This is a genomic window from Alcaligenes sp. RM2 (assembly GCF_052931795.1).
In genome coordinates this window covers 1277782-1299757 of sequence record NZ_JBRFIO010000001.1, presented here as the reverse complement: position 1 = coordinate 1299757, position 21976 = coordinate 1277782, and the positions used below count along the sequence as shown (strand labels likewise).

General features: G+C 55.7%; 19 protein-coding genes and 1 tRNA gene. 12 read left to right on the top strand and 8 right to left on the bottom strand.

The window, feature by feature from the left end; all coding sequences use genetic code 11:
* Positions 1-75: 75 nt before the first annotated feature.
* From ACU6HM_RS05990 to ACU6HM_RS05980, 3 genes are all read right to left on the bottom strand, one after another.
* Positions 76-1077 carry a tyrosine-type recombinase/integrase gene (locus ACU6HM_RS05990; RefSeq protein WP_446763470.1) on the bottom strand — a complete coding sequence of 334 codons (1002 nt, stop codon included), beginning with the start codon at positions 1075-1077 and terminating at the stop codon, positions 76-78.
* 139 nt (positions 1078-1216) lie between these two features.
* A tRNA-Leu gene (locus ACU6HM_RS05985) sits at positions 1217-1301 on the bottom strand.
* A gap of 123 nt (positions 1302-1424) precedes the next feature.
* Complete coding sequence (locus ACU6HM_RS05980; RefSeq protein WP_446763469.1) at positions 1425-2636, bottom strand: CaiB/BaiF CoA transferase family protein; 1212 nt, start codon at positions 2634-2636, stop codon at positions 1425-1427.
* A 173-nt stretch (positions 2637-2809) separates the two neighbouring features.
* Between ACU6HM_RS05980 and tig the strand changes: the two genes are divergently transcribed.
* The 4 genes from tig (at position 2810) to lon (ending at position 8914) form a co-directional block, all read left to right on the top strand.
* Complete coding sequence (tig, locus tag ACU6HM_RS05975; protein ID WP_009459092.1) at positions 2810-4120, top strand: trigger factor; 1311 nt, start codon at positions 2810-2812, stop codon at positions 4118-4120.
* The gene (gene clpP / locus ACU6HM_RS05970) at positions 4120-4773 is read left to right on the top strand and encodes an ATP-dependent Clp endopeptidase proteolytic subunit ClpP (RefSeq protein ID WP_021446711.1); all 654 of its coding nucleotides are present in this window, start codon (positions 4120-4122) and stop codon (positions 4771-4773) included. The genes tig and clpP overlap by 1 nt, the downstream gene beginning before the upstream one ends.
* Before the next feature lie 100 nt (positions 4774-4873).
* Positions 4874-6175: an ATP-dependent Clp protease ATP-binding subunit ClpX gene (clpX, locus tag ACU6HM_RS05965; protein WP_446763468.1), complete on the top strand. Its 1302-nt coding sequence runs from the start codon at positions 4874-4876 to the stop codon at positions 6173-6175.
* A gap of 273 nt (positions 6176-6448) precedes the next feature.
* Positions 6449-8914, top strand: a complete 2466-nt coding sequence (gene lon / locus ACU6HM_RS05960) for an endopeptidase La (protein WP_446763467.1) — start codon at positions 6449-6451, stop codon at positions 8912-8914.
* Positions 8915-9227: 313 nt separating this feature from the next.
* Here the strand turns inward: lon and lexA are convergent, their stop codons facing one another.
* From lexA to ACU6HM_RS05945, 3 genes are all read right to left on the bottom strand, one after another.
* On the bottom strand, positions 9228-9887 hold the full coding sequence (gene lexA / locus ACU6HM_RS05955) for a transcriptional repressor LexA (RefSeq protein WP_026482844.1): 660 nt from the start codon (positions 9885-9887) through the stop codon (positions 9228-9230).
* A gap of 105 nt (positions 9888-9992) precedes the next feature.
* Complete coding sequence (locus ACU6HM_RS05950; RefSeq protein WP_009459105.1) at positions 9993-10553, bottom strand: GNAT family N-acetyltransferase; 561 nt, start codon at positions 10551-10553, stop codon at positions 9993-9995.
* Positions 10554-10624: 71 nt separating this feature from the next.
* Positions 10625-11827 carry an amino acid aminotransferase gene (locus ACU6HM_RS05945; RefSeq protein ID WP_009459106.1) on the bottom strand — a complete coding sequence of 401 codons (1203 nt, stop codon included), beginning with the start codon at positions 11825-11827 and terminating at the stop codon, positions 10625-10627.
* A gap of 84 nt (positions 11828-11911) precedes the next feature.
* Here ACU6HM_RS05945 and uvrB point away from each other — a divergent pair, with 84 nt between their 5' ends.
* The 8 genes from uvrB to ACU6HM_RS05905 all read left to right on the top strand — a co-directional run bounded on the left by uvrB (position 11912) and on the right by ACU6HM_RS05905 (position 19516).
* Positions 11912-13933, top strand: a complete 2022-nt coding sequence (uvrB, locus tag ACU6HM_RS05940) for an excinuclease ABC subunit UvrB (protein ID WP_009459107.1) — start codon at positions 11912-11914, stop codon at positions 13931-13933.
* A 297-nt stretch (positions 13934-14230) separates the two neighbouring features.
* The gene (locus ACU6HM_RS05935) at positions 14231-14722 is read left to right on the top strand and encodes a low molecular weight protein-tyrosine-phosphatase (protein ID WP_026482840.1); all 492 of its coding nucleotides are present in this window, start codon (positions 14231-14233) and stop codon (positions 14720-14722) included.
* A 141-nt stretch (positions 14723-14863) separates the two neighbouring features.
* A complete protein-coding gene (iscR, locus tag ACU6HM_RS05930) occupies positions 14864-15340 on the top strand; it encodes a Fe-S cluster assembly transcriptional regulator IscR (protein ID WP_021446710.1) in 477 nt (158 codons plus the stop codon).
* Positions 15341-15373: 33 nt separating this feature from the next.
* A complete protein-coding gene (locus ACU6HM_RS05925) occupies positions 15374-16567 on the top strand; it encodes an IscS subfamily cysteine desulfurase (RefSeq protein ID WP_035268115.1) in 1194 nt (397 codons plus the stop codon).
* Positions 16564-16947 carry an iron-sulfur cluster scaffold-like protein gene (locus tag ACU6HM_RS05920; RefSeq protein WP_009459111.1) on the top strand — a complete coding sequence of 128 codons (384 nt, stop codon included), beginning with the start codon at positions 16564-16566 and terminating at the stop codon, positions 16945-16947. The genes ACU6HM_RS05925 and ACU6HM_RS05920 overlap by 4 nt, the downstream gene beginning before the upstream one ends.
* A gap of 54 nt (positions 16948-17001) precedes the next feature.
* Entirely contained in the window at positions 17002-17325 is a 324-nt protein-coding gene (locus ACU6HM_RS05915; protein ID WP_003801383.1) for a HesB/IscA family protein, read from the top strand.
* 6 nt (positions 17326-17331) lie between these two features.
* Positions 17332-18210 carry a methylglyoxal synthase gene (locus ACU6HM_RS05910; RefSeq protein ID WP_009458020.1) on the top strand — a complete coding sequence of 293 codons (879 nt, stop codon included), beginning with the start codon at positions 17332-17334 and terminating at the stop codon, positions 18208-18210.
* A 289-nt stretch (positions 18211-18499) separates the two neighbouring features.
* Positions 18500-19516: a Bug family tripartite tricarboxylate transporter substrate binding protein gene (locus ACU6HM_RS05905; protein ID WP_446763466.1), complete on the top strand. Its 1017-nt coding sequence runs from the start codon at positions 18500-18502 to the stop codon at positions 19514-19516.
* Between the two features lie 187 nt (positions 19517-19703).
* On the opposite strand, the gene lysS is transcribed toward ACU6HM_RS05905, so the two are convergent.
* Together lysS and ACU6HM_RS05895 are read right to left on the bottom strand one after the other, a co-directional pair.
* The gene (lysS, locus tag ACU6HM_RS05900; protein ID WP_009458015.1) at positions 19704-21227 is read right to left on the bottom strand and encodes a lysine--tRNA ligase; all 1524 of its coding nucleotides are present in this window, start codon (positions 21225-21227) and stop codon (positions 19704-19706) included.
* Positions 21228-21238: 11 nt separating this feature from the next.
* Positions 21239-21976, bottom strand: a complete 738-nt coding sequence (locus ACU6HM_RS05895) for an SDR family NAD(P)-dependent oxidoreductase (RefSeq protein WP_446763465.1) — start codon at positions 21974-21976, stop codon at positions 21239-21241.

Here is a 21976-nt window from a genome sequence, read left to right as displayed (position 1 = left end):
CTGGTTGACAGGTGTTACAGGCTGTGGACGCAAAAAAGCCCGCTCTATGGCGGGCTCCGTCTCGTGTCGGGTGTGTTAATCAAGAAGTTCGGCTAGTGATTGTGCATGGGGGTTGTAATACACCATAGCCATTTTCGGGTCGGCCCATCCGAAAATCTTGCACAAATCCAGGACTTCTACTTTCTTGGAGATCATGGTTGCTGCCGTATGTCTGGTGTCATGCCAGGTAAAGCCCTCCAGATCAGCGCGTTGGCGATACTTGCGAAATAGTGCGTCGAGAGAGGCGGCTTTCACACCAAACACTAGTACGTCGTCCCAGCCGCGCATTCTTTCAAGCAGGGCACAAGCTTTTAATGAAAGAGGAACGTCTCGCGGGCGGCCTGTCTTTGTTGTGGGCAGGTGGCAATGCCTCTCGTACACTTGCGTCCACCGCATGCCAGTTAGCTCCCCGGCACGCATGCCTGTACGTAGCGCTGTCATCATACAGATGGCCACCGCCTGTCCTGTGGAGGCAACGCGCCCATGTCTTTTATAGCCCATTTCTCTGAGCATTCTTTTGATCTCCCACCACTGTAAAACACGCTCTCGATGTTTTGAGTTCACAGGCTTGCGGATCATTCTGCATGGATTTGAATCAACCCACCCCCATTCCAGCATTGCCATCTGAAACACCGAGGACAGGAGGGAGATTTCACGCCGGACTGATGCGCTAGAGATGCTTAGGCTTCTGCTGTCCCGGAAGTCTGCTATGTTCTGGGCGGTGATTTCAATTAGTGGGGCGTCGAGGGGCAGCTTGTAGCCCTCGAAGGCGGAAAGCCTAACCTGCTCCCATCTTTCCCCCCGCTTTGTTGGAGAGACTTCATCTGCATAGCGACGAATAGCTTTCCGCAGTGTGTAACCTAAGCGCGGATCGCTTTCAGAAGCCTCGCGTAATGTGCGCTCCCTTTCTGCTGCCCACTCGACAGCATCACGCCTTGTCTTAAAGACTTTGCTTTCACGAACTGGGGTAGGGCGGTTTGGCAGACGCATAAATATCTGCACACGATAACCGTTGTCGGTCTTTTTTATACTGGCCATGTGGGAGCAATCCTGCGAGCAAGATGGGAGCAAATTGCTGGAAAAATTGATTTTAAGGGATCAATTGATTTCAGATCATACCCGCAAGCCGTTGATTTTACTGTCTTTTGAATTATTGATATCAACGGTTTTCATGCTCTGGTGCGAACGGAGAGACTCGAACTCTCACACCTCTCGGCGCCAGAACCTAAATCTGGTGCGTCTACCAATTCCGCCACGTTCGCAGCACGAAAGAAGTAGATTCTAGCTTGGATTTTCATCCTCGGCAAGTGCTTGCTCCGTATGAAAAACAAATAGATTAGGGGCCATCTTGTACTGGCCCCCAGGTGCTTTTGTACTGCTTTGTTTTACTTGCGTTTTGGGTTCTTGGCGATCAGGCCGCGTGCTTGCCAGTCGGCTTGTTGTTCGGCGCTGATCCCCAGATTATCCAGGATTTCCTGGGTGTCCTGACCCAGGTGCGGAGCAGGACGGTAGATGGCGCCAGGGGTGCGGCTCAGCTTGGGAACGATGCCGGGTACTTTAAGCGGTGTGCCGTCTGGCAGACTGCTGTCCAGCAGCATGTCACGGGCCTGATAGTGGGGGTCCGCCGCGATATCGGCAATGTCATAAACCCGCCCCGCGGGAACGCCAGCCTGGTCCAGAATTTCCAGTACCTTGTCCAGTTCCAGAGCGCTGGCCCAGTGGCCAATGGCGGCATCGATCACGCCTGCATTTCGGGCGCGACCATCATTGTGCGCGTAGTCGGGATTGTCAGCCATATCAGCGCGCCCAATGGCGTTCATCAAGCGCTTGAAAATGCTGTCGCCATTGCCGGCGATCAAGGCGTACTTGCCATCCTTGCAGACGTAGGCATTGCTGGGCGTAATGCCGGGCAGGCTGCTGCCGGCAGGCTCCCGAATGGCACCGAAGGCGGAGTATTCGGGCAGCAGGCTTTCCATCATGTTGAAGACGGATTCATACAGGGCCACGTCAATATATTGACCTTCGCCCTTGTTCTGTTCACGCTGGCGCAGGGCCATCATGATGCCGATGACACCATGCAAGGCTGCCAGAGAGTCTCCAATGGACACACCAACCCGTACTGGCGGGCGTCCGGCTTCACCGCTAAGGTGGCGCAAGCCGCCCATGGCCTCGCCAATCACGCCGAAACCGGGCTTGTCCTTGTAAGGACCGGTCTGGCCGTAGCCTGATACGCGCAGCATGATCAGGCCGGGGTTGATGGCTTTCAGATCTTCCCAGCCCAGCCCCCATTCTTCCAGGGCGCCGGGGCGGAAGTTCTCGATCAGAATGTCACATTCTTTTACCAGTGCGCGCACCACGTCCTGACACTCCGCCTGTCGCAGGTCCAGGGCCAGAGACTTCTTGTTACGGGATTGCACCTCCCACCAGACCGAGTTACCGTCATGCAGCAAACGCCATTTACGCAAGGGGTCACCGCCTTTGGGGGATTCGATCTTGATGACGTCCGCGCCAAATTCGCCCAGGATCTTGGCGGCAAAGGGGCCGGCGATCAATTGGCCCAGTTCCAGGACCCGGATGCCGCCTAAAGGGGTGTTCATGTGCATATCAGTCTTGCGTAGGGAAGGTAAAGTAAGGGATCATAGTCCGGCACGGCTGTATTGTCTTGACAGGAAATTATGATTCAAAATACGTTTGTTTGGATTTACCGTGCCAGTTTCCGGTAAAATGCCGGATTACTCTTATCAATTACTCAATTTAATATAGGTCTTCAATGCAGCCCGAGGTTGAAATTCTGTCCGGCTTGGAGCGCCGAGTCGATGTGGTCGTTTCGGTGGCCGACGTAGAAAAACAAGTCCAGGCCCAGCTCAAGCGTGTGGCTCGTACGGCCAAGGTACAGGGCTTCCGTCCCGGTAAAGCGCCTTTGTCCGTTGTCGAGCGCAGCCACGGTCCTGGTATCCGTTACGACGCCATCAACGAAGAAATCGGCAAAGCCCTGGACAAAGTGATCCAGGACTCCAAATTGCGCGTAGCCGGCACTCCTAATCTGGAAGCCAAAGAAGGCGAGCCTGCTGAAGGCACCATGGCCTTTACCGCAACTTTCGAAGTTTACCCAGAAGTGGCCCTGCCTGATCTGTCCAAACTGGAAATCAAGCGTGCCAACACGCCTGTGACCGACGAAGACATCCAGCGCACCGTAGACGTGCTGCGCAAGCAACGCGCCAACTACGAATCCAGCGCTGATCGCCAAGCTCAGGAAGATGACCGCATCACTCTGGACTTTGTGGGCACCATTGACGGCGTCGCCTTTGAAGGCGGTAGCGCTGAAGGTTTCCAGTACCTGCAAGGTCGTGGCCGCATGCTGCCCGAGTTCGAGACTGCCGTTGCCGGCATGAAAGCAGGCGAAACCAAAACCTTCCCTCTGGAATTCCCTGCCGACTACACCGGCAAGGAAGTGGCTGGCAAAACTGCCGAATTCAAGATCACCGTGACAGACGTGGCCCAGCCTGTTCTGCCCGAGCTGGATGCTGAGTTTGCCAAGTCCCTGGGTCAGGCTGAAGGTGATGTGGACGCTTTGCTGGCCGACATTCGTGCCAACATCGAACGCGAAATCAAGGCTCGTGTGCACGCTCGCAACAAATCCGCTGTGATGGACGCCTTGCTGTCTGCCAGCGAATTTGACGTGCCTAACGCTCTGGTCGACAACGACGTGGAAGGTCGCATCGCTTCAGCTCGCGCTGAGCTGAAAGAGCGCGGCGTGCCTGATGCAGACAAGATGCCTATCCCTGCCGAGGCCTTCAAGGAAGAGTCCACTCGCCGCGTGCGTCTGGGTCTGCTGGTCTCCGAACTGGTCAAGGCTGCAGAACTGCAAGCCAAGCCCGAGCAGGTTCGTGCCCGCATCGAAGAATTTGCCCAGAACTACGAACAGCCCGCCCAAGTGGTGGCCTACTACTTGTCCGATCGCCAGCGTCGCGCCGAGATTGAGGCAGTGGTACTCGAAGATAACGTCGTCGAGCACGTACTGTCCCAGGCCAAGGTGTCCGACGAGGAGGTGGCGTTCGACCAAATCATGGGAACCAACTAATGTCGTCAACCTTTGTCGACTTCTACGCCTCAATGCATGGGGGGCAATCTGTTGCCCCTACGGGTTTGGGCTACGTGCCTATCGTGATCGAGCAGTCCGGTCGTGGAGAGCGGTCTTACGACATCTACTCCCGCCTGCTGCGCGAGCGCATCATCTTTCTGGTGGGCCCGGTTCATGACAACTCGGCCAACTTGATTGTGGCCCAGCTGCTGTTTCTGGAGTCGGAAAATCCTGAAAAGGATATTTCGCTCTACATCAACTCGCCCGGTGGTTCGGTCTATGCAGGCCTGGCCATCTACGACACGATGCAGTTCGTCAAGCCGGAAGTCTCGACATTGTGTACCGGCATGGCTGCCAGCATGGGCGCTTTCTTGCTGTCTTCGGGCGTCAAGGGCAAGCGTCTTGCCTTGCCTAACTCGCGCATCATGATCCATCAGCCTTCGGGCGGTGCGCGAGGCCAGGCTTCCGATATCCAGATTCAGGCCAAGGAAATCCTGAGCCTGCGTGAACGCTTGAACAAGATCCTGGCCGAAAACTGCGGCCAGCCTGTCGAGCGTATCGAGCTGGATACCGAGCGTGACAACTTCATGGCAGCTGAAGACGCTGTGGCCTATGGCTTGATCGACAAGGTGATGAACACTCGTGACGAGTAATCATCTGTCCCTACAGGGATCGATCTGACGCAGTACTATGGCTGTTCGGGGGCGGGACTTGTTCCCGTCCTTTTACCATCCTGAAGTGAAATTTAAATTTATGTCCGAAAAGAAATCGGCCGACGAGAAAGTTCTGCATTGCTCGTTTTGCAATAAAAGCCAGCATGAGGTCAAGAAACTGATCGCTGGACCTTCGTCCGTGTTCATCTGCGACGAATGTATTGATCTGTGTACCGATATCATTCGTGACGAAGCTGCGGGCGCCACTCCTGATGGTGAACGTAAAGAATTGCCCACCCCCCAGGAAATCAAAGAGTTTCTGGACGGGTATGTCATTGGCCAGGAAATGCCCAAGCGCACCTTGGCCGTAGCGGTGTACAACCACTACAAGCGAATTCGTAGCGGCAAGGCAGGCCGTGACGATGTGGAACTGTCCAAAAGTAATATTTTGCTGATCGGGCCTACGGGTTCGGGCAAAACGCTGCTGGCCCAAACACTGGCCCGCATGCTGGATGTGCCTTTTGTGATGGCAGACGCCACCACACTGACCGAAGCCGGTTACGTGGGTGAGGACGTCGAGAACATTGTTCAAAAACTGCTGCAAAACTGCGATTACGATGTGGAAAAAGCGCAGCGCGCCATTATCTACATCGATGAAATCGATAAAATTTCCCGCAAGTCGGATAACCCTTCGATCACCCGCGACGTGTCGGGCGAGGGCGTGCAACAGGCGCTGCTCAAGCTGATCGAAGGTACAGTCGCTTCGGTGCCTCCGCAAGGTGGTCGCAAGCACCCGAACCAGGACTTTGTGCAGGTGGATACCACCAGCATTCTGTTCATCGTGGGCGGTGCTTTTGATGGCCTTGAAAAGGTGATTCGCGACCGTACAGAAAAATCCGGTATCGGTTTTTCTGCTTCCGTGAAAGCCAAGTCCGAACGAGGCGTGGGTGAGCTATTCTCTGAGGCCGAGCCCGAGGATCTGATCAAGTTTGGTCTGATTCCCGAGCTGGTGGGGCGTTTGCCTGTGGTCGCCACTCTGGAAGAGCTGCACGAAGACGCACTGATCCGCATTTTGACCGAGCCGCGCAATGCCTTGGTCAAGCAGTTCCAGAAGCTGCTGAGCATGGAAGGCGTAGAGCTGGAAGTTCAGCCCGAAGCCCTGCGTGCGGTAGCCCAGCGCGCCATCAAGCGTCGTACCGGCGCTCGCGGCCTGCGCAGTATTGTCGAGCAAGCGCTGCTGGACACCATGTACGAACTGCCTTCGCGTAAAGACGTCAGCAAAGTGGTGCTGACCGAGGACGCCATTGTCGGAAAGAGTAAACCCGAATTGATTTTGGGTCGTCCTTTGTCCGATAGTGAAGCCAGTGACACTGAGTTGCCCTTGAAAAACGCAGTAGCTTAGAGATATCTCCTCGTTTGTGCACTGTCTGGCTTTGGTCGGACAGGCGCAGGCGGGACAGGGCGACAGGCGAAGGTAAAGAGAAAGGAGTGGACCTATGAAGACCACCAGGCATAAGGGCTTGTCTCTCTTTAACTCTGTAAAGTTCTGTTCTAATGGTCGTTCGGCCTACTTGAAATATCAAAATTCGCCACAATCTGAGCTACAACAGGTTAAACCGTGAAAGGGAAGCCCAGGCTTCCCTTTTGCGTCTAAGGACATTTATAGGAAATGACTATGTCTGCGAGCCAGATTCTTTCTACGGAACCTATTGAGCTGCCGCTGCTTCCCTTGCGCGATGTAGTGGTGTTCCCTCACATGGTGATTCCGCTTTTTGTTGGCCGGCCTCGCTCGATCAAAGCCCTTGAGCTGGCAATGGAGTCCGGCAACAACATTATGTTGGTGGCGCAAAAGTCCGCAGGCAAGGACGATCCCGCTCCCGAGGATCTCTACGAAATTGCGTGTGCGGCCAGTATTTTGCAAATGCTCAAGCTGCCCGACGGCACGGTAAAAGTGCTGGTGGAAGGCTTGCAGCGCGCTCGAATCACACAGGTACAGGATGCCGAAACCCACTTCATGGCCTCGGTGGTCGAAGTGCCTGGCGACTCCGGTGATACTGCTGAAACCGAAGCGCTGCGTCGTGCGGTGCTGGGTCAGTTCGAGCAGTACGTCAAACTGAATAAAAAGATCCCTCAGGAAATTCTGACTTCCCTGACCGGGATTGACGATGCTGGCCGTCTGGCCGATACCATCGCCGCTCATTTGCCTTTGAAGCTGGAACAAAAGCAGGGCATGCTGGAAACGCCCAAGGCTTTGGAGCGTCTGGAAAGCCTGCTGTCGCAACTGGAAGGCGAAATTGACATCTTGCAGGTAGAGAAGCGCATTCGCGGCCGTGTGAAAAAGCAGATGGAAAAGAGTCAGCGCGACTACTATCTGAACGAGCAGGTCAAGGCGATTCAGAAAGAGCTGGGCGAAGGCGAAGACGGCGCTGATGTTGAAGAGCTGGAAAAACGCATCGAGCAGGCTCAATTGAGCAAGGAAGCGCTCAAGAAAGCCGAATCGGAAATGAAGAAGCTCAAGCTGATGTCGCCGATGTCAGCCGAAGCAACCGTGGTGCGTAACTACATTGAAACGCTGGTTGGCCTGCCTTGGCGCAAAAAGAGCCGTATTAACAACTCCTTGAGCAATGCCGAGGAAGTGTTGGATGCGGATCACTTTGGTCTGGAAAAGGTCAAGGAACGTATTGTCGAGTACCTGGCTGTTCAGCAACGTGTCGACAAACTGAAGGCTCCAATCCTGTGTTTGGTTGGCCCTCCAGGCGTGGGTAAAACCTCGCTGGGACAGTCCATTGCCAAGGCAACGAACCGCAAGTTCATTCGTATGGCTTTGGGTGGTGTACGTGACGAGGCCGAGATTCGCGGTCACCGTCGTACCTACATCGGCTCCATGCCGGGCAAGGTGGTTCAGAACATGAGCAAGGTGGGTGTACGTAACCCGCTGTTCCTGCTGGACGAGATCGACAAGATGGGCGCGGATTTCCGTGGCGACCCATCCTCGGCACTGCTGGAGGTTCTGGACCCTGAACAAAACCACACCTTCCAGGATCACTACCTGGAAGTGGACTATGACTTGTCCGACGTGATGTTCGTGGCAACCAGCAACACCTTGAACATTCCACCGGCCCTGCTGGACCGTATGGAAGTGATTCGTCTGTCGGGTTATACCGAAGATGAGAAGGTGCGTATTGCTTTCGATTACCTCTTGCCCAAGCTGATGAAGAACAACGGCGTGCGCGATGGCGAGCTGGAAGTGACCGAAGATGCCGTGCGCGACATCGTGCGTTACTACACCCGTGAAGCGGGTGTACGTTCCCTGGAACGTGAAATCAGCAAGATCTGCCGCAAGGTTGTTCGCAAGCTGTTGGTGGCCAATCCACAAGCCGGTACGCGTGCAGCTCGCAACAAGACACTGACCCAGGAAACCTTGGTCGTGAATGCGGCGAATCTGAACGATTACCTGGGCGTACGTCGTTTCTCCTTCGGCCTGGCCGAAAAAGAGAACAAGGTTGGCCTGGTGACGGGTCTGGCCTGGACCGAGGTGGGCGGTGAATTGCTGACCATCGAAGTCGCGGATATGCCCGGTAAAGGCAATGTGCTGCGCACCGGCTCGATTGGCGATGTGATGAAAGAATCGGTCGAAGCGGCTCGTACGGTTGTGCGTTCGCGTGCTCAGAAGTGGGGCATTGCCAATAGCGTGTTCGAAAAGCGTGACCTGCACGTGCACTTTCCTGAAGGCGCTACGCCCAAGGATGGTCCATCGGCCGGTATCGCCATTACGACCGCTATCGTGTCCAGCCTGACGGGTATTCCGGTTCGTGCTGATGTGGCCATGACGGGTGAAATCACCTTGCGCGGCGAAGTTCTGCCTATCGGCGGCTTGAAAGAGAAGCTGTTGGCAGCGCAACGCGGCGGCATCAAAACCGTGATGATCCCGGAAGAAAACATCAAGGACCTGGCCGATATTCCAGATAACGTGAAAAACACGCTGGAGATCATCCCGGTGCGTTGGATTGACCGTGTACTGGAAGTGGCCCTGCAAGACGCTGTAACGCCCCTGAGCGACGAAGAAGTAGCTCGCCTGGCCGCTGAGGCCTTGGCAGCCACGCGTGCTGCTGGGGCGGGTTCTGAGTCTTTCAAGCACTAAGCATCAGCAGTAGTAAGCAAGCAGTGAAACAGGCTACCTTGGGTTCAAGGTAGCCTGTTTACATTTTGGTCAGGCTGATCGTGGCTTCGAGGTTAATCATATTGATAGCAGTGGGAGCCAGATTTTTGGGCAACGATATTGAGGGAGTTGAAAGTCGCTAGCTTGCGCGAGGGGTTTACGGCTGCTCAAACCTGTATATCGGCATGCACTTCGACCAATAAAAAACCCCATGTACCAAACGGTATATGGGGTTTTTCTCTTGTCAGGAGCACCAAGCCTGTAAAACAGCTCTGGTGACCAAGAGAGAGGAAGCTTAATGCAGCGGGCTGGTACGAATCAGACCCACAGCAATGCCTTCCAAAGACAGGGAATCCGGGTCGGTGACGATGATGGGTTCAAAGTCCGGGTTCTCGGGCAAGAGGACCACTTGATTGCTGGAGCGCGACAGGCGCTTGACGGTGACATCGTCGCCAATGCGCACCACCACGATCTGCCCATTACGCGCTTCACTGGCTTTCTTGACGGCCAGCAGGTCGCCGTCAAAAATGCCCGCGTCTTTCATGCTCAAGCCGCGTACGCGCAGCAGGTAATCAGGCGTTTGGGTGAATAGGGTAGGGGCGACGCCAATCTCGCGCTCGATATGCTCGGTGGCCAAAATAGGGCTACCGGCAGCCACGCGACCAATAATGGGCAGCAAGAGGGCGTCAGCCAGATTGGCCAATGCGTTGCTGCTGGGAGCAGCACTTTCGCGGGTATCCGTACCGAGCAGGCGTATGCCGCGCGAGGCGCCGGCAGTCAGCTCGATAGCGCCTTTGCGGGCCAGAGCTTTCAAATGATCTTCGGCCGCATTGGCGGATTTGAAACCCAGCACCTGAGCAATCTCTGCTCGAGTGGGAGGGAAACCCGTCCGTTCGATTTCAGAACGAATGATGTCCAGCACTTGTTGTTGGCGTGCAGTGAGCTTGGCGGTCATAGTATTGTCTGCTGAATATATATACAGTAAAGATTGTGCGTTACAGTTGGCGTTTTTGCAAGCGGTGAGGGCCCTAAAGGCTTACTTTTTGACCCTTCGGGCCGCTCAGGCAGACTGGGGCCAATCCTTGCGGTCCAGGGTGTACAGCACATGGGGGGCGAGTTTGTGGCCCGCCGCTACACCGGGGTGATCAAAGGTACCAGCTTGCTCTGTCATGCCCAGGCGTTGCATGACGGTCTGCGAAGGCAAGTTCAATTGAGCGGTGTACGCCACAATTTGATCCAGGCCCAGTTCGTCAAAACCAAAGTCCATGCAGGCTCGTGCCGCTTCGGTGGCATAGCCCTTGCCCCAGTACTCAGGCAGCAAACGCCAAAGAACTTCCACGCAAGGCTGAAAGTACAGATCGGCGGTCGGGCGGTTCAAGCCCACCATGCCAATGAAGGCCCCGTTTTCTTTCAGCTCGACTGCCCAGGGACCCCAGCCATGTTCGTCGATCAGGTTTTGGCTGCGCTGGGCGATGGCATCGCTTTGCTCACGGTCCAGGGTGGCCGGGTAAAAACGCAGCGCGTGGGGATCGCTGTTCAAGCGGAAAAAGGGCTCCAGGTCGGAAGCTTTCCAGGGGCGCAAGATCAGGCGTTCGGTGTTCAGGGAAATCGTGTCTGTCATGGTAGTGCTCCAAGGGCTGGAACGACAACGCCCTTCCGAAGAAGGGCGTTGGGGCTGTAGTGAGGGACAGCTTACTTCAGGACTTGAGCGATGGCCTTGGCCACGACGTCAATATTCTGGCTGTTCAATGCAGCAACGCAAATACGGCCGCTGCTGACAGCGTAAATGCCGTGTTCCTGGCGCAGGCGTTCGACTTGCTCGGCAGTCAGGCCGGAGTAGGAGAACATGCCGCGCTGTTGCAGCACGAAGTCAAAGTTTTGGGTAGCGCCGTGCTCTTTCAGCTTGGCAACCAGTTGGGCGCGCATTTCGCGGATGCGATCACGCATGCCGGCCAGTTCAGTCGCCCAAGTCTGGAACAGTTCAGGCGAGTTCAGTACCGTGGCCACAACTTTGCCACCGTGTGTGGGTGGGTTGGAGTAGTTGGTGCGAATCACACGCTTGACCTGGCTCAGTACGCGGGAGGTTTCGTCCTTGCTGGAAGTAACCAGGGTCAGGGCGCCAACGCGCTCGCCGTACAGCGAGAAGGACTTGGAGAACGAGGAGCTGATGAACATGGACAGGCCTAGCTTGGCAAACAGACGCACTACGCTGGCGTCTTCTTCCAGACCGGCGCCAAAGCCTTGGTAAGCGATGTCCAGGAAAGGAACCAGTTGACGTTCTTTGATCAGCTCGGCGATCTGGGCCCATTGTTCCATGCTGGGGTCCACGCCGGTCGGGTTGTGGCAGCAAGCGTGCAGGACCACGATGGACTGGGCCGGCATGGCGCGCAGCGAGGCGATCATGCCGTCAAAGTTCAGGCCATGCGTAGCGGCATCGTAGTAAGCGTAGGTGTTGACCTTGAAGCCGGCGCGCTCGAACAGGGCGCGGTGGTTTTCCCAGCTTGGATCGCTGATGTAAACCTCGGACTGGGGTAGCAGTTGCTGCAGGAAGTCAGCACCGATTTTCAGCGCACCGGTACCGCCCAAGGATTGCACGGTCAAGGCGCGGCCTTCGGCAATGATGGGGGAGTCGGCACCCAGCAACAGGGTTTGAGCACCCAGATTGTAGGTATTGATCCCTTCAATAGGCAGGTAGCTGCGCGCGGCGGCTTTGCTCATCATGGCTTCCTCAGCCTTTTGAACAGCCTGCAAAATCGGGATACGCCCTTGATCGTCGTAGTAAACACCGACCCCCAGATTAACTTTGCCGCTGCGTTCGTCGGCATTGTATTGTTCGTTCAAACCCAAAATAGGGTCGCGTGGAGCCAGTTCGACGGTTTCGAAGAGCGATGTCATGATGATATGGGGGCGTTAGTGCAGAAAGGTAGAAAAACAAAGCATTAATGTGATAATACGGGCTTACCCTAAAGTGTGTCTAGCATGAAATTTGAGCCTGCCTTTCAAGAATTTCCGGGGAGTTCCTTCAAACTTTTCCAACCTTATTTGCCTGCTGGCGACCAGCCTGCGGCGATTGAGCAGTTGGTTGAGGGGATTGATGATGGCTTGATGTACCAGACCCTTTTGGGGGTAACGGGCTCGGGCAAGACCTATACGATGGCGAACATTATTGCTCGCACCGGGCGTCCGGCCATTGTTCTGGCGCCCAATAAAACCCTGGCGGCGCAGTTGTACGCCGAGATGCGCGAGTTCTTTCCACGCAACGCCGTGGAGTACTTCGTGTCTTACTACGATTACTACCAGCCCGAGGCCTATGTGCCATCGCGTGATCTGTTTATTGAAAAGGACTCGTCCATCAATGAACACATCGAGCAGATGCGCTTGTCGGCCACCAAAAGCCTGCTGGAGCGGCCTGACACCATTATTGTGGGTACCGTGTCCTGCATCTACGGTATTGGTAACCCCGGTGATTACCATGCCATGGTGCTGACCCTGCGCAAGGGCGACCGTATTGCCCGGCAGGAGCTGCTGGCGCGTCTGGTCGCCATGCAGTACGAGCGTAACGATCTGGATTTTCAGCGTGGGATATTCCGCGCTCGTGGTGAAGTGGTCGATATCTTCCCGGCAGAAAACGCGGAGCTGGCCTTGCGAGTCAGCCTGTTTGATGACGAGATTGAAGAGCTGGAGTTGTTCGATCCGCTGACAGGCAAGGTCGTGCAGAAGCTGAACCGCTTTACCGTGTTCCCTAGCTCGCATTATGTGACGCCACGCGAAACCGTGTTGAGGGCGATTGAAACCATCAAGCTCGAACTGCGCGAGCGTCTGGAATTTCTGACACGGGAAGGGCATTTGGTTGAAGCTCAACGCCTGGAGCAGCGCACCCGTTTTGATCTGGAGATGCTGCAGGAGCTGGGCTTTTGCAAAGGCATCGAGAACTACTCCCGCCACTTGTCAGGAGCTGCGCCTGGCGATCCGCCGCCGACATTGATCGACTACCTGCCGCGTAACTCCCTGATGTTTATCGATGAAAGCCACGTCACTATCGGGCAGTTGGGCGCCATGTATCGCGGTGACCGCTCGCGTAAAGAAACCCTGGTGCAGTTCGGTTTCCGCCTGCCTTCGGCCATGGATAACCGGCCTTTGAAACTGGAAGAGTTCGAACGCCGTATGCCGCAAACCGTGTTCGTGTCGGCTACACCCGCTGCCTACGAGCAAGAGCATGCAGACAATGTGGTTGAACAGGTGGTGCGACCTACCGGACTGGTGGACCCGGAAATCGAGGTTCGCCCGGCTACCACGCAGGTCGATGACTTGCTGGGTGAAATCAAGCTGCGTACTGCGCAGGAAGACCGTGTATTGGTGACGACGCTGACCAAGCGCATGTCAGAGGATCTGACCGAATACTTGTCAGAGAACGGTATTCGCGTGCGCTACTTGCACTCGGACATTGATACGGTGGAACGGGCCGAGATTATCCGGGATCTGCGTCTGGGCGTCTTCGATGTGCTGGTCGGGATCAACCTGCTGCGTGAGGGGCTGGATTTGCCCGAAGTGTCTCTGGTGGCGATTCTTGATGCGGACAAGGAAGGCTTTCTGCGTTCGGAGCGCAGCCTGATTCAAACCATAGGTCGGGCAGCGCGTAACCTGAACGGTAAAGCCATTCTGTATGCCGACAGAATGACGGACTCCATGCACCGCGCTATCGAAGAAACCGAGCGCCGTCGTGCCAAGCAGATCGCCTTTAACGAAGAGCACGGTATTACGCCGCGTGGCGTGAACAAGGCCGTCCGTGAGTTGATTGATGGTGTTGTTGCCTCGGATCCAACCGCCAGCTTGCGCGAGGATGTGCCGGACGAGTTGATCCGCGACGAGAAGGCCGCTGCACGCGAGATCAAGCGTCTGGAAAAAGAGATGATGGATCACGCCCGCAACCTGGAGTTCGAGCAAGCGGCAGCCGCGCGCGACAAGTTGCAAAGACTGAAGGCCAAACTGCTGATGGCTTGATGGTTGTTGTGTATTTGCAACTAAAGCTGGACGAAAGCTCAGAAAAAACGCCGTTCTGCTACCGGCTTTCATCACTCGGGTGTATTGCTTGATTTATCTCATCTCGAGAAAGTGGTGTATCCGCTAAGCAAAGGTTGCTGCGCCTTTGGTTTATTCCAAACTTCAAGCAGCTGCGACCGGTTCTTACTGGCAGCTCCCAAACGATACCGATTTGCTGTTTTCAAGGCGATTTTCGGGGTCTGTTTTCACCCCGGTTTCGTCTTGCCTTATTTGGGGTTTTCCCGCAGACTTTGACGCATTATGAGTAAGGTTCTGTTTGTCTGTACAGGGAATATTTGCCGCTCCCCCAGCGCCGAAGGTGTCTTGCGCCAACTGGTCGACCAGGCCAGTTTGTCGGAGGCTATTTTGGTGGATTCAGCCGCCACGCATGGCTTTCATGTTGGCGAGCATCCTGACACACGCGCACAGATAGCCGCTCGTAAACGCGGTTATGACATCTCTACCTATCAGGCCCGACAGGTCCAGCGCGAGGACTTTCGCAACTTCGACCTTATCTTGAGCATGGACTGGGAAAACCACGCTGCCTTGCAGCAAATGTGTCCTCCCATTTACCGTCACAAGCTCATGCTGCTGATGCGCTTTGCCACTGACTATGAAGCGGCTACCGTGCCCGATCCTTATTATGGCGGCCAGGATGGCTTTAATAAGGTCATGGACTATATCGAAGATGCCTGCCAGGGCGTGTTCGAACTGGTTCGCAAGCGCGTCCCCAATTACCGTGCTGCCTGAGTGGCTACATAACACTTCAGTATAAGTGTAAAAACACACGCTCAAGCACGGTAGTTTCCCCTGTATTTGCTATACTGGACCAAATTGGTCGGATTTGCCGTTGGCAGTCCGGCCGCTTTCGCCTTTGGCAAGGAAACTATCATGCGTTTGACGACAAAAGGGCGTTTCGCCGTAACCGCGATGATCGATCTTGCGCTGCGCCAGCAAAGTGGACCGGTGACGCTCGCAGGCATCAGCCAGCGACAGGGTATCTCGCTCTCGTATCTTGAACAGTTGTTTGGCAAGTTGCGCCGCCATGAACTGGTCGATAGTGTGCGTGGTCCGGGTGGTGGCTATACGCTTGCGCGTCTGGCTCGCCACATCACCGTTGCTGACATTGTGTTTGCGGTCGATGAGCCCGTTGATGCCACCCAATGCGGTGGCAAGGGTAATTGCAAGCAGGGCACAAATGGGCAGAAAGGCGAGTGCATGACTCACGAGCTTTGGGCGACGCTTAGTCGTAAAATGGTCGATTATCTGGATTCTGTCTCGCTACAGGACTTGGTTGATCAGCAGCGTCTGCGTCAGCTGAAGTTGGCCGCTCAGGAAGCCGGCCAGCCAGAAGAATGTACTTTGTAGTGGGCAAGATCCGCTACTGACCCGGAGTTTTGTATGAGTCGCGCTCAGCGTATCTATATGGATTATGCCGCCACTACACCGGTAGACCCGCGTGTGGCCGACAGCATGATTCCCTGGTTGACGGAACGATTTGGCAATCCGGCCTCCAGCAGCCATCCCTATGGGTGGGATGCGGAAGAGGCCGTGGACCAGGCGCGCCGTCAGGTTGCCGCTTTGGTAGGGGCAGAGCCGCGTGAAATCGTCTGGACCTCCGGTGCTACCGAAGCCATTAATCTGGCGTTAAAAGGTGCCGCGCAGTTTTATCAGTCCAAGGGCCGCCATATTATTACCGTCCGTACGGAACACAAGGCCGTGCTGGATACCTGTCTGGCCTTGCAGGACGAAGGGTTTGAAGTCACCTTTCTGGATGTTCTGCCCAGTGGTCTGATTGATCCTCAGGCGTTTGAACAAGCCATTCGCCCCGACACCATCCTGGCCTCGGTCATGTTGGTGAATAACGAAATTGGCGTGATTCAAGATGTGCAGGCCCTGGGGGCAATGTGCCGGGAGCACAAGGTGCTGTTCCATGTGGACGCCGCCCAGGCTACCGGCAAGGTAGCGATCAATCTGCAGGAATGGCCCGTGGACTTGATGTCCATGTCTGCCCACAAGACTTACGGTCCCAAGGGGATCGGTGCCTTGTATATCCGTCGTAAACCGGCCGTGCGCCTGAAAGCGCAAATTCACGGTGGCGGGCACGAACGCGGGTTTCGCTCCGGTACGCTGGCCACTCATCAGATCGTGGGCATGGGGCGTGCTTTTGAACTGGCTGCGCAGGAAATGGATCTAGACAATCAGCGCATCACCGCGCTGCGAGATCGTCTATGGGCTGGCCTGCAGTCTATCCCTGACCTGTTCCTGAATGGCACCTTGGATCAGCGTGTGCCGCACAACCTGAACATCAGCGTGGATCACATCGAGGGCGAAGCTCTGATGATGGCCCTGACGGATCTGGCCGTGTCCAGCGGCTCGGCCTGTACGTCGGCCAGCCTGGAACCGTCCTACGTATTGACGGCCTTGGGTCGCAGCGATCAGTTGGCGCACAGCTCCTTGCGCTTGAGCCTTGGTCGTTTCACGACCGAGCAGGACATTGATGACACGATAGCCGCCATCCGTCGTGTGGTTGAACAATTGCGGGCCATCTCTCCCTTGTGGAGCGAGCCTGCTTCGGAGCAGTTCGCGCAATGATATATAGTGACGCTGTCATGGAGTATTTCCTGCACCCGCGTCATGTGGGTGTCATGAACAGCAGTGATGCTGACGTGGGTACAGGGGAAGCGGGAAGTCACGAAACCGGGGCCTTGATTCGCATTCAGCTCAAGGTATCGGAGCAGGGCCAGATTCAGGATAGCTGTTTCAAGGCTTATGGCTGTGGCTGTACCATCGCTGCCGCCTCATTGGCGACACAGTGGCTGCAAGGTCGCAGTCTGGAGCAGGCAGCTCAGTTCTCGTCTACAGATGTGCAGCAAGCGCTGGAATTGCCGCCGGTCAAAGTGCATTGTGCTTTGTTGGCCCAGGAGGCGGTTCAGGCCGCTATTGCCTCGGTACAGAACAAAGGCGCGTTTTAGTTGTCCAAGCCTGAAGGCTGAATATTCTTTCAGGTTTATAGAAAGGAAAAGATTATGTCTATTTCTCTTACTCAGCCCGCCGCAGAACATATCCAGCGTCATTTGAAAAAACGCGGGGGCGGTTTGGGGCTACGTTTGGGTGTACGTCTGACCGGTTGCTCGGGTCTGGCCTACAAGCTGGATTTTGTTGATGAGCCGGTTGAAGGCGATCAACTGTTTGAAGAGCACGGCGTTAAACTGTTTGTTGATCCTAAAAGCCTGCCCTTTATTGACGGCACGCGGCTGGATTATGGCCGTGATGGCCTCAATGAAGGTTTCAAGTTCATCAATCCAAACGAGAAAGCCTCCTGCGGGTGTGGCGAATCGTTTACCGTGTAGGAACTCATGTCATTACGTTTCGGTTTGGCGGCCAATCAATTGCACCATGATTCGGCAGATGCGGCTTTGTTTCAGTGGTTGCGGCGTTCAGCCAGCGGTATTCGCGAATTGGAAGTTGAGCTTTATACGGTCGGTCGTACCTGTAATGCCATCGAGCGTTCGGGCCTGCTGGAAGGCTATGGCGGCCTGGTTCGCTATCCCTATGGTCGTGATGGTGGCTTGATGAAGCTGGTGGCCCGGGTCACGCAAAGCCCGGATGGTACACCGCCTTTTGATGGCGCCATTTATCTGATTGACCCGGTAGACCCCTCCTCCATTTTTCCGGAAGCATTGGCGCTCAAGCGCCAATGCATCACGCATGGCCGTCCTTTCATTTCTACCTTGATGGGTGCAATTGAATGGATTGAAGTGGAGCGTGTCAGCCGCGGCTTGTGGCCTGATTCCAGCTGCAAACGTATTTTTGACTTCCCTAATCAAACCCTGGCCATGATTGCGCACGATGCACTCAAGGACAAGATGATTGAGTTTGCCGACAAGCATTTTGATCTGCTGTCTCGCTTTGGCCAACGCGTGGGAACCGGGACGACAAGCCGCCTGTTGAATGAGCTGGCCTGGTCTAAAGGCTGGCCTAAGGAAACACCCTGGATTCAGTCATATCTAAGTGGACCTTTGGGCGGCGATGCACAAATTGCCGAGCTGGTGCTGGAAAATCGTTGTCAACGTGTCATCTTCTTTGAAGACCCGCACGTTGCGCGTCAGCACGAGGCTGACATCCAGCTGCTGGAGCGTGCGGTGCGCGTGGTAGCTGACAAGGCTTCGTGTTTTTCTTCGCCTGAGGTGGCTCATAAATGGGCGCAGGCGGTGATGCGTTTGCCGGTGGATTAATTGCCTCCAAATCGTACTCGCAACACAGGTGCAACACGATGAGTCTATGAGCCTGGATTCGCAGTAAAAAGAGGACGCTTTCGAGCGTCCTTTTTTGTTTCGGCATGACGTGTCGCCGAGCAAGTGGTCAGGCTGCGCGAAAGTCGCTGAGAGGCGCTTTAGCGACGGTCGGGACGAGGGCAGCTTGATTCGCGCACGGGGGCTCTCTAGACTACAGTTCGTTGTTGGCAAGCACTGCAACACAATGTCGCCCGATCAATGGGGCAGTCTGTGGATACTGGAGGTAGGCTTGAATCGACGCATGATCTTGAAAGCGACCGGCGCGGGTATCGCCGCCCGGCTTGGAGTTCCTGTTTCTTCTTTGGGTGCTATGTTTGCCACGGTTCCGGCACGTGCGCAGCAGGCCGATACGTTTCCCTCCGGGCCTGTGCGTATTGTTGTTCCGGTGAATCCGGGCGGCAACGCTGACCGTATCGCACGGATGCTCGCGCAAAATCTTGCCAAATTGTGGCAACAAACGGTGATCGTGGATAATGTGCCCGGCGCTCACACCAGTCTTGGCGTCAACCGGGTAGTTCGTGCAGCCCCAAACGGGCACACCCTGTTGTCTAGCGGGGATCAGCTTGCGATCAACGCTGCCCTCGGTCGCAAGCTGCCCTATAGCGAGACGGAGGTCCGTGGTGTGACCCGCACTATTGTTAATTCGCAGGTGCTGGTAGTGCGGCCAGGGCTGGGCGTTAATCACTTCGATGATTACGTGGCGTTACTCAAGCGTCAGCCTGGCGAAATATCTGCAGCGCTGCCGATTGGCTACGGCAGTATTTATCATTTGGCCGTCGAGATGCTTAACCAGCGTTTGGGTACGCAAACCAATAACATTCCCTACGCGGGAGGGGCCCCCGCTATGTTGGACATACTAGGTGGGCATGTGGACGGGGCGCTTATTGATATCTCTGGGACAATCCAGAACATTCAGAAGAGTGAACTCATCCCTCTGGCGGTGACCTCGCCGGAGCGTTCGAAGGTTTTACCGGATGTTCCCACTTTTCATGAATTGGGAGTATCTGATTTCGTGATCGAAAGCTGGCAGGGCGTTTTTGTGCCACGTGCCACGCCCGATGAGGTGGTTGCCGGGCTGAATCGCGATATTACGGCTGTACTGCATTCGCGCGAATTTGCGGAGCCATTGGAGGAGCAGGGCTTTGTGATCGCGCCTGGTTCGGCCGAGTCGCTAGATCAGATCGTGGCGCGTGATATTGCCTTGTTTCGTGAAGTGGCGGCAGTTGCTGGTATCAAGCCTGAATGAAGTTAGCCCTTACAGGTGTAGGGCTGGTTAATGATGAGATTGGAGCGGGTGTTTGTTCAGGGACTGGGCAGAATAGCTGCGTATTTGCGTATTTGCGTATCTGCGTATCTGCGTATGTGTGTGCGGGGGCGAGGATGCATAAAAAAACGCGCGGTCTTGACCGCGCGTTTTTCTTGCTTGAGACTGATCAGTCCTCGCGACGCAGGTGCGGGAACAGGATCACGTCACGGATAGCAGGGCTATCGGTCAGCAACATGACCAGTCGGTCGATACCGATACCGCAGCCGCCTGTAGGAGGCATACCGTATTCCAGTGCACGGATGTAGTCCGCGTCATAGAACATGGCTTCTTCGTCGCCAGCATCCTTGGCCTGAACCTGGGCCTGGAAACGTGCGGCCTGATCTTCAGGATCGTTCAACTCCGAGAAACCATTGGCAATTTCGCGACCAGTAATGAACAGCTCAAAGCGCTCGGTAATGCCTTCCTGGGTGTCCGAAGCGCGTGCCAGTGGCGACACTTCCACGGGGTAGTCCACGATGAAGGTAGGGTGCCACAGCTTGGATTCTGCTGTTTCTTCAAACAGAGCCAGTTGCAAGGCACCCAGACCGGCATCGCGCAGTGGGGGTGAGTTCACGTCCACTTTCAGGCGAGCCAGCTCAGTGCGCAGGAATTGGATATCTTCCAGCTGTTCGATCTGGTAGGACGGAGCGTACTTCATGATGGCGCCGGTAATGGTCAGGCGATCAAAAGGCAGGCTCAGATCCAGCTCGCGTTCCTGGTATTGCAGGGTGGCGGTGCCACGGGCGCTGATAGCGGCTTCGCGTATCAGGTTTTCGGTGAAGTCCATCAGCCACTGGTAATCCGTATAGGCCGCGTAGAACTCCATCATGGTGAATTCAGGGTTGTGACGAGGGCTGACGCCTTCGTTACGGAAGTTGCGGTTGATCTCGAATACGCGCTCGAAACCGCCCACGATCAAACGCTTCAGGTACAGCTCGGGAGCAATACGCAGGTACATTTCCATGTCCAGCGCATTGTGGTGCGTAATGAAGGGTTTGGCCGATGCGCCACCCGGAATGGGGTGCAGCATGGGGGTTTCCACTTCCAGGAAGTTGGCCTGGGCCATGTGCTGGCGCAAGCTGCTCATGACCTTGCTGCGGGCCAGGAAGGTTTGACGGGTGTCTTCACCCATGATCAGGTCTACGTAGCGCTGACGGTACTTCAATTCCTGGTCAGCCAGACCGTGGAATTTGTCGGGCAGGGGGCGCAGGGACTTGGCCAGCAGGCGCACGCTGGAAGCATGTACGGACAGCTCGCCCTTATTGGTTTTGAAGACTGTGCCTTCCACGGCCAGGATGTCACCGATATCCCAGCCCTTGAATTCCGCGTAGTTTTCTTCGCCCAGTGCGGCTTTGTCCAGGTAGATCTGGATGCGGCCGGAAGCATCTTGCAGTGTGGCAAAACTGGCTTTACCCATGACACGCTTGAGCATCATGCGGCCAGCTACTTTCACGACTTTATTGGTTGCAGCCAGGGCATCCTTGTCCTGCTCGCCGTACTGGCTGTGCAGCTCGGCAGCGTGAGCGTCAGGGCGAAAATCGTTGGGGTAGGCGATGCCGTTTTCGCGCAGGCGGTCCAGTTTGGAACGACGCTCGGCGATCAGGCGGTTTTCGTCTACGACGGGGGCGGAAGTGTCTAGCGGTTCAGTCATTGTGTCAGTACTTATTCGTAGTGGCGGATGTCATCCAGGACGTGCTGGCCAAAATCCGGGCTGTTCAGGTGGCGCAAAATGCGCTCGGCCGTATCGTCCGGGCTGCTTAGCTGACCTTGTTGATGCAGGTCGATAAAGCGGCTCAGGTTCGGGAACTGGTCGCGGGATTGGCTACGGATATGGCCTTGCATATCGGTATCGATCACGCCAGGGGCCAGAGAGCAAACGGCCAGCTCGGGATTTTCCAGCTTCAGGGTTTGCGTATAAAAATCCAGCGCTGCCTTGCTGCAGCCGTACACGGCCCAGCCCGAGACGGGTTTGCGGCCAGCACCGGAGGATATATTGAGCACCTGGCGTTGGGCATCCTTGGGGGCGCCTTGCAAGAAGGCGGCGGTCAGGCTCATGACACTGGCGACATTCAATTGCAGCGCCTGTGTAATGGCCTGGGCATCGAGCAGGTGGCTGGCCTGCCCAACGGGATCAACCGTGCCCGCATTATTAATGAGGACGTAGCGTTGAGCCTGTGTCTGGCTGATCAAGGCTTGCAGAGCCTTGGCAGCCTGTTGTGCGCCTTCCGCGCTGGCCAGGTCTACGTGCAGATGTTGATGAGCCCCTTGGGGCGCATCCAGTTGCAGTTCGCTGCGGGCCAAAGTGATCAACTGATGGCCAGCGGCCAGTGCCTGACGTGCTAGGGACAAGCCCAGACCGCGAGAGGCACCGCTTAGAACAGTCAGCGTGGAAGCGTGCAT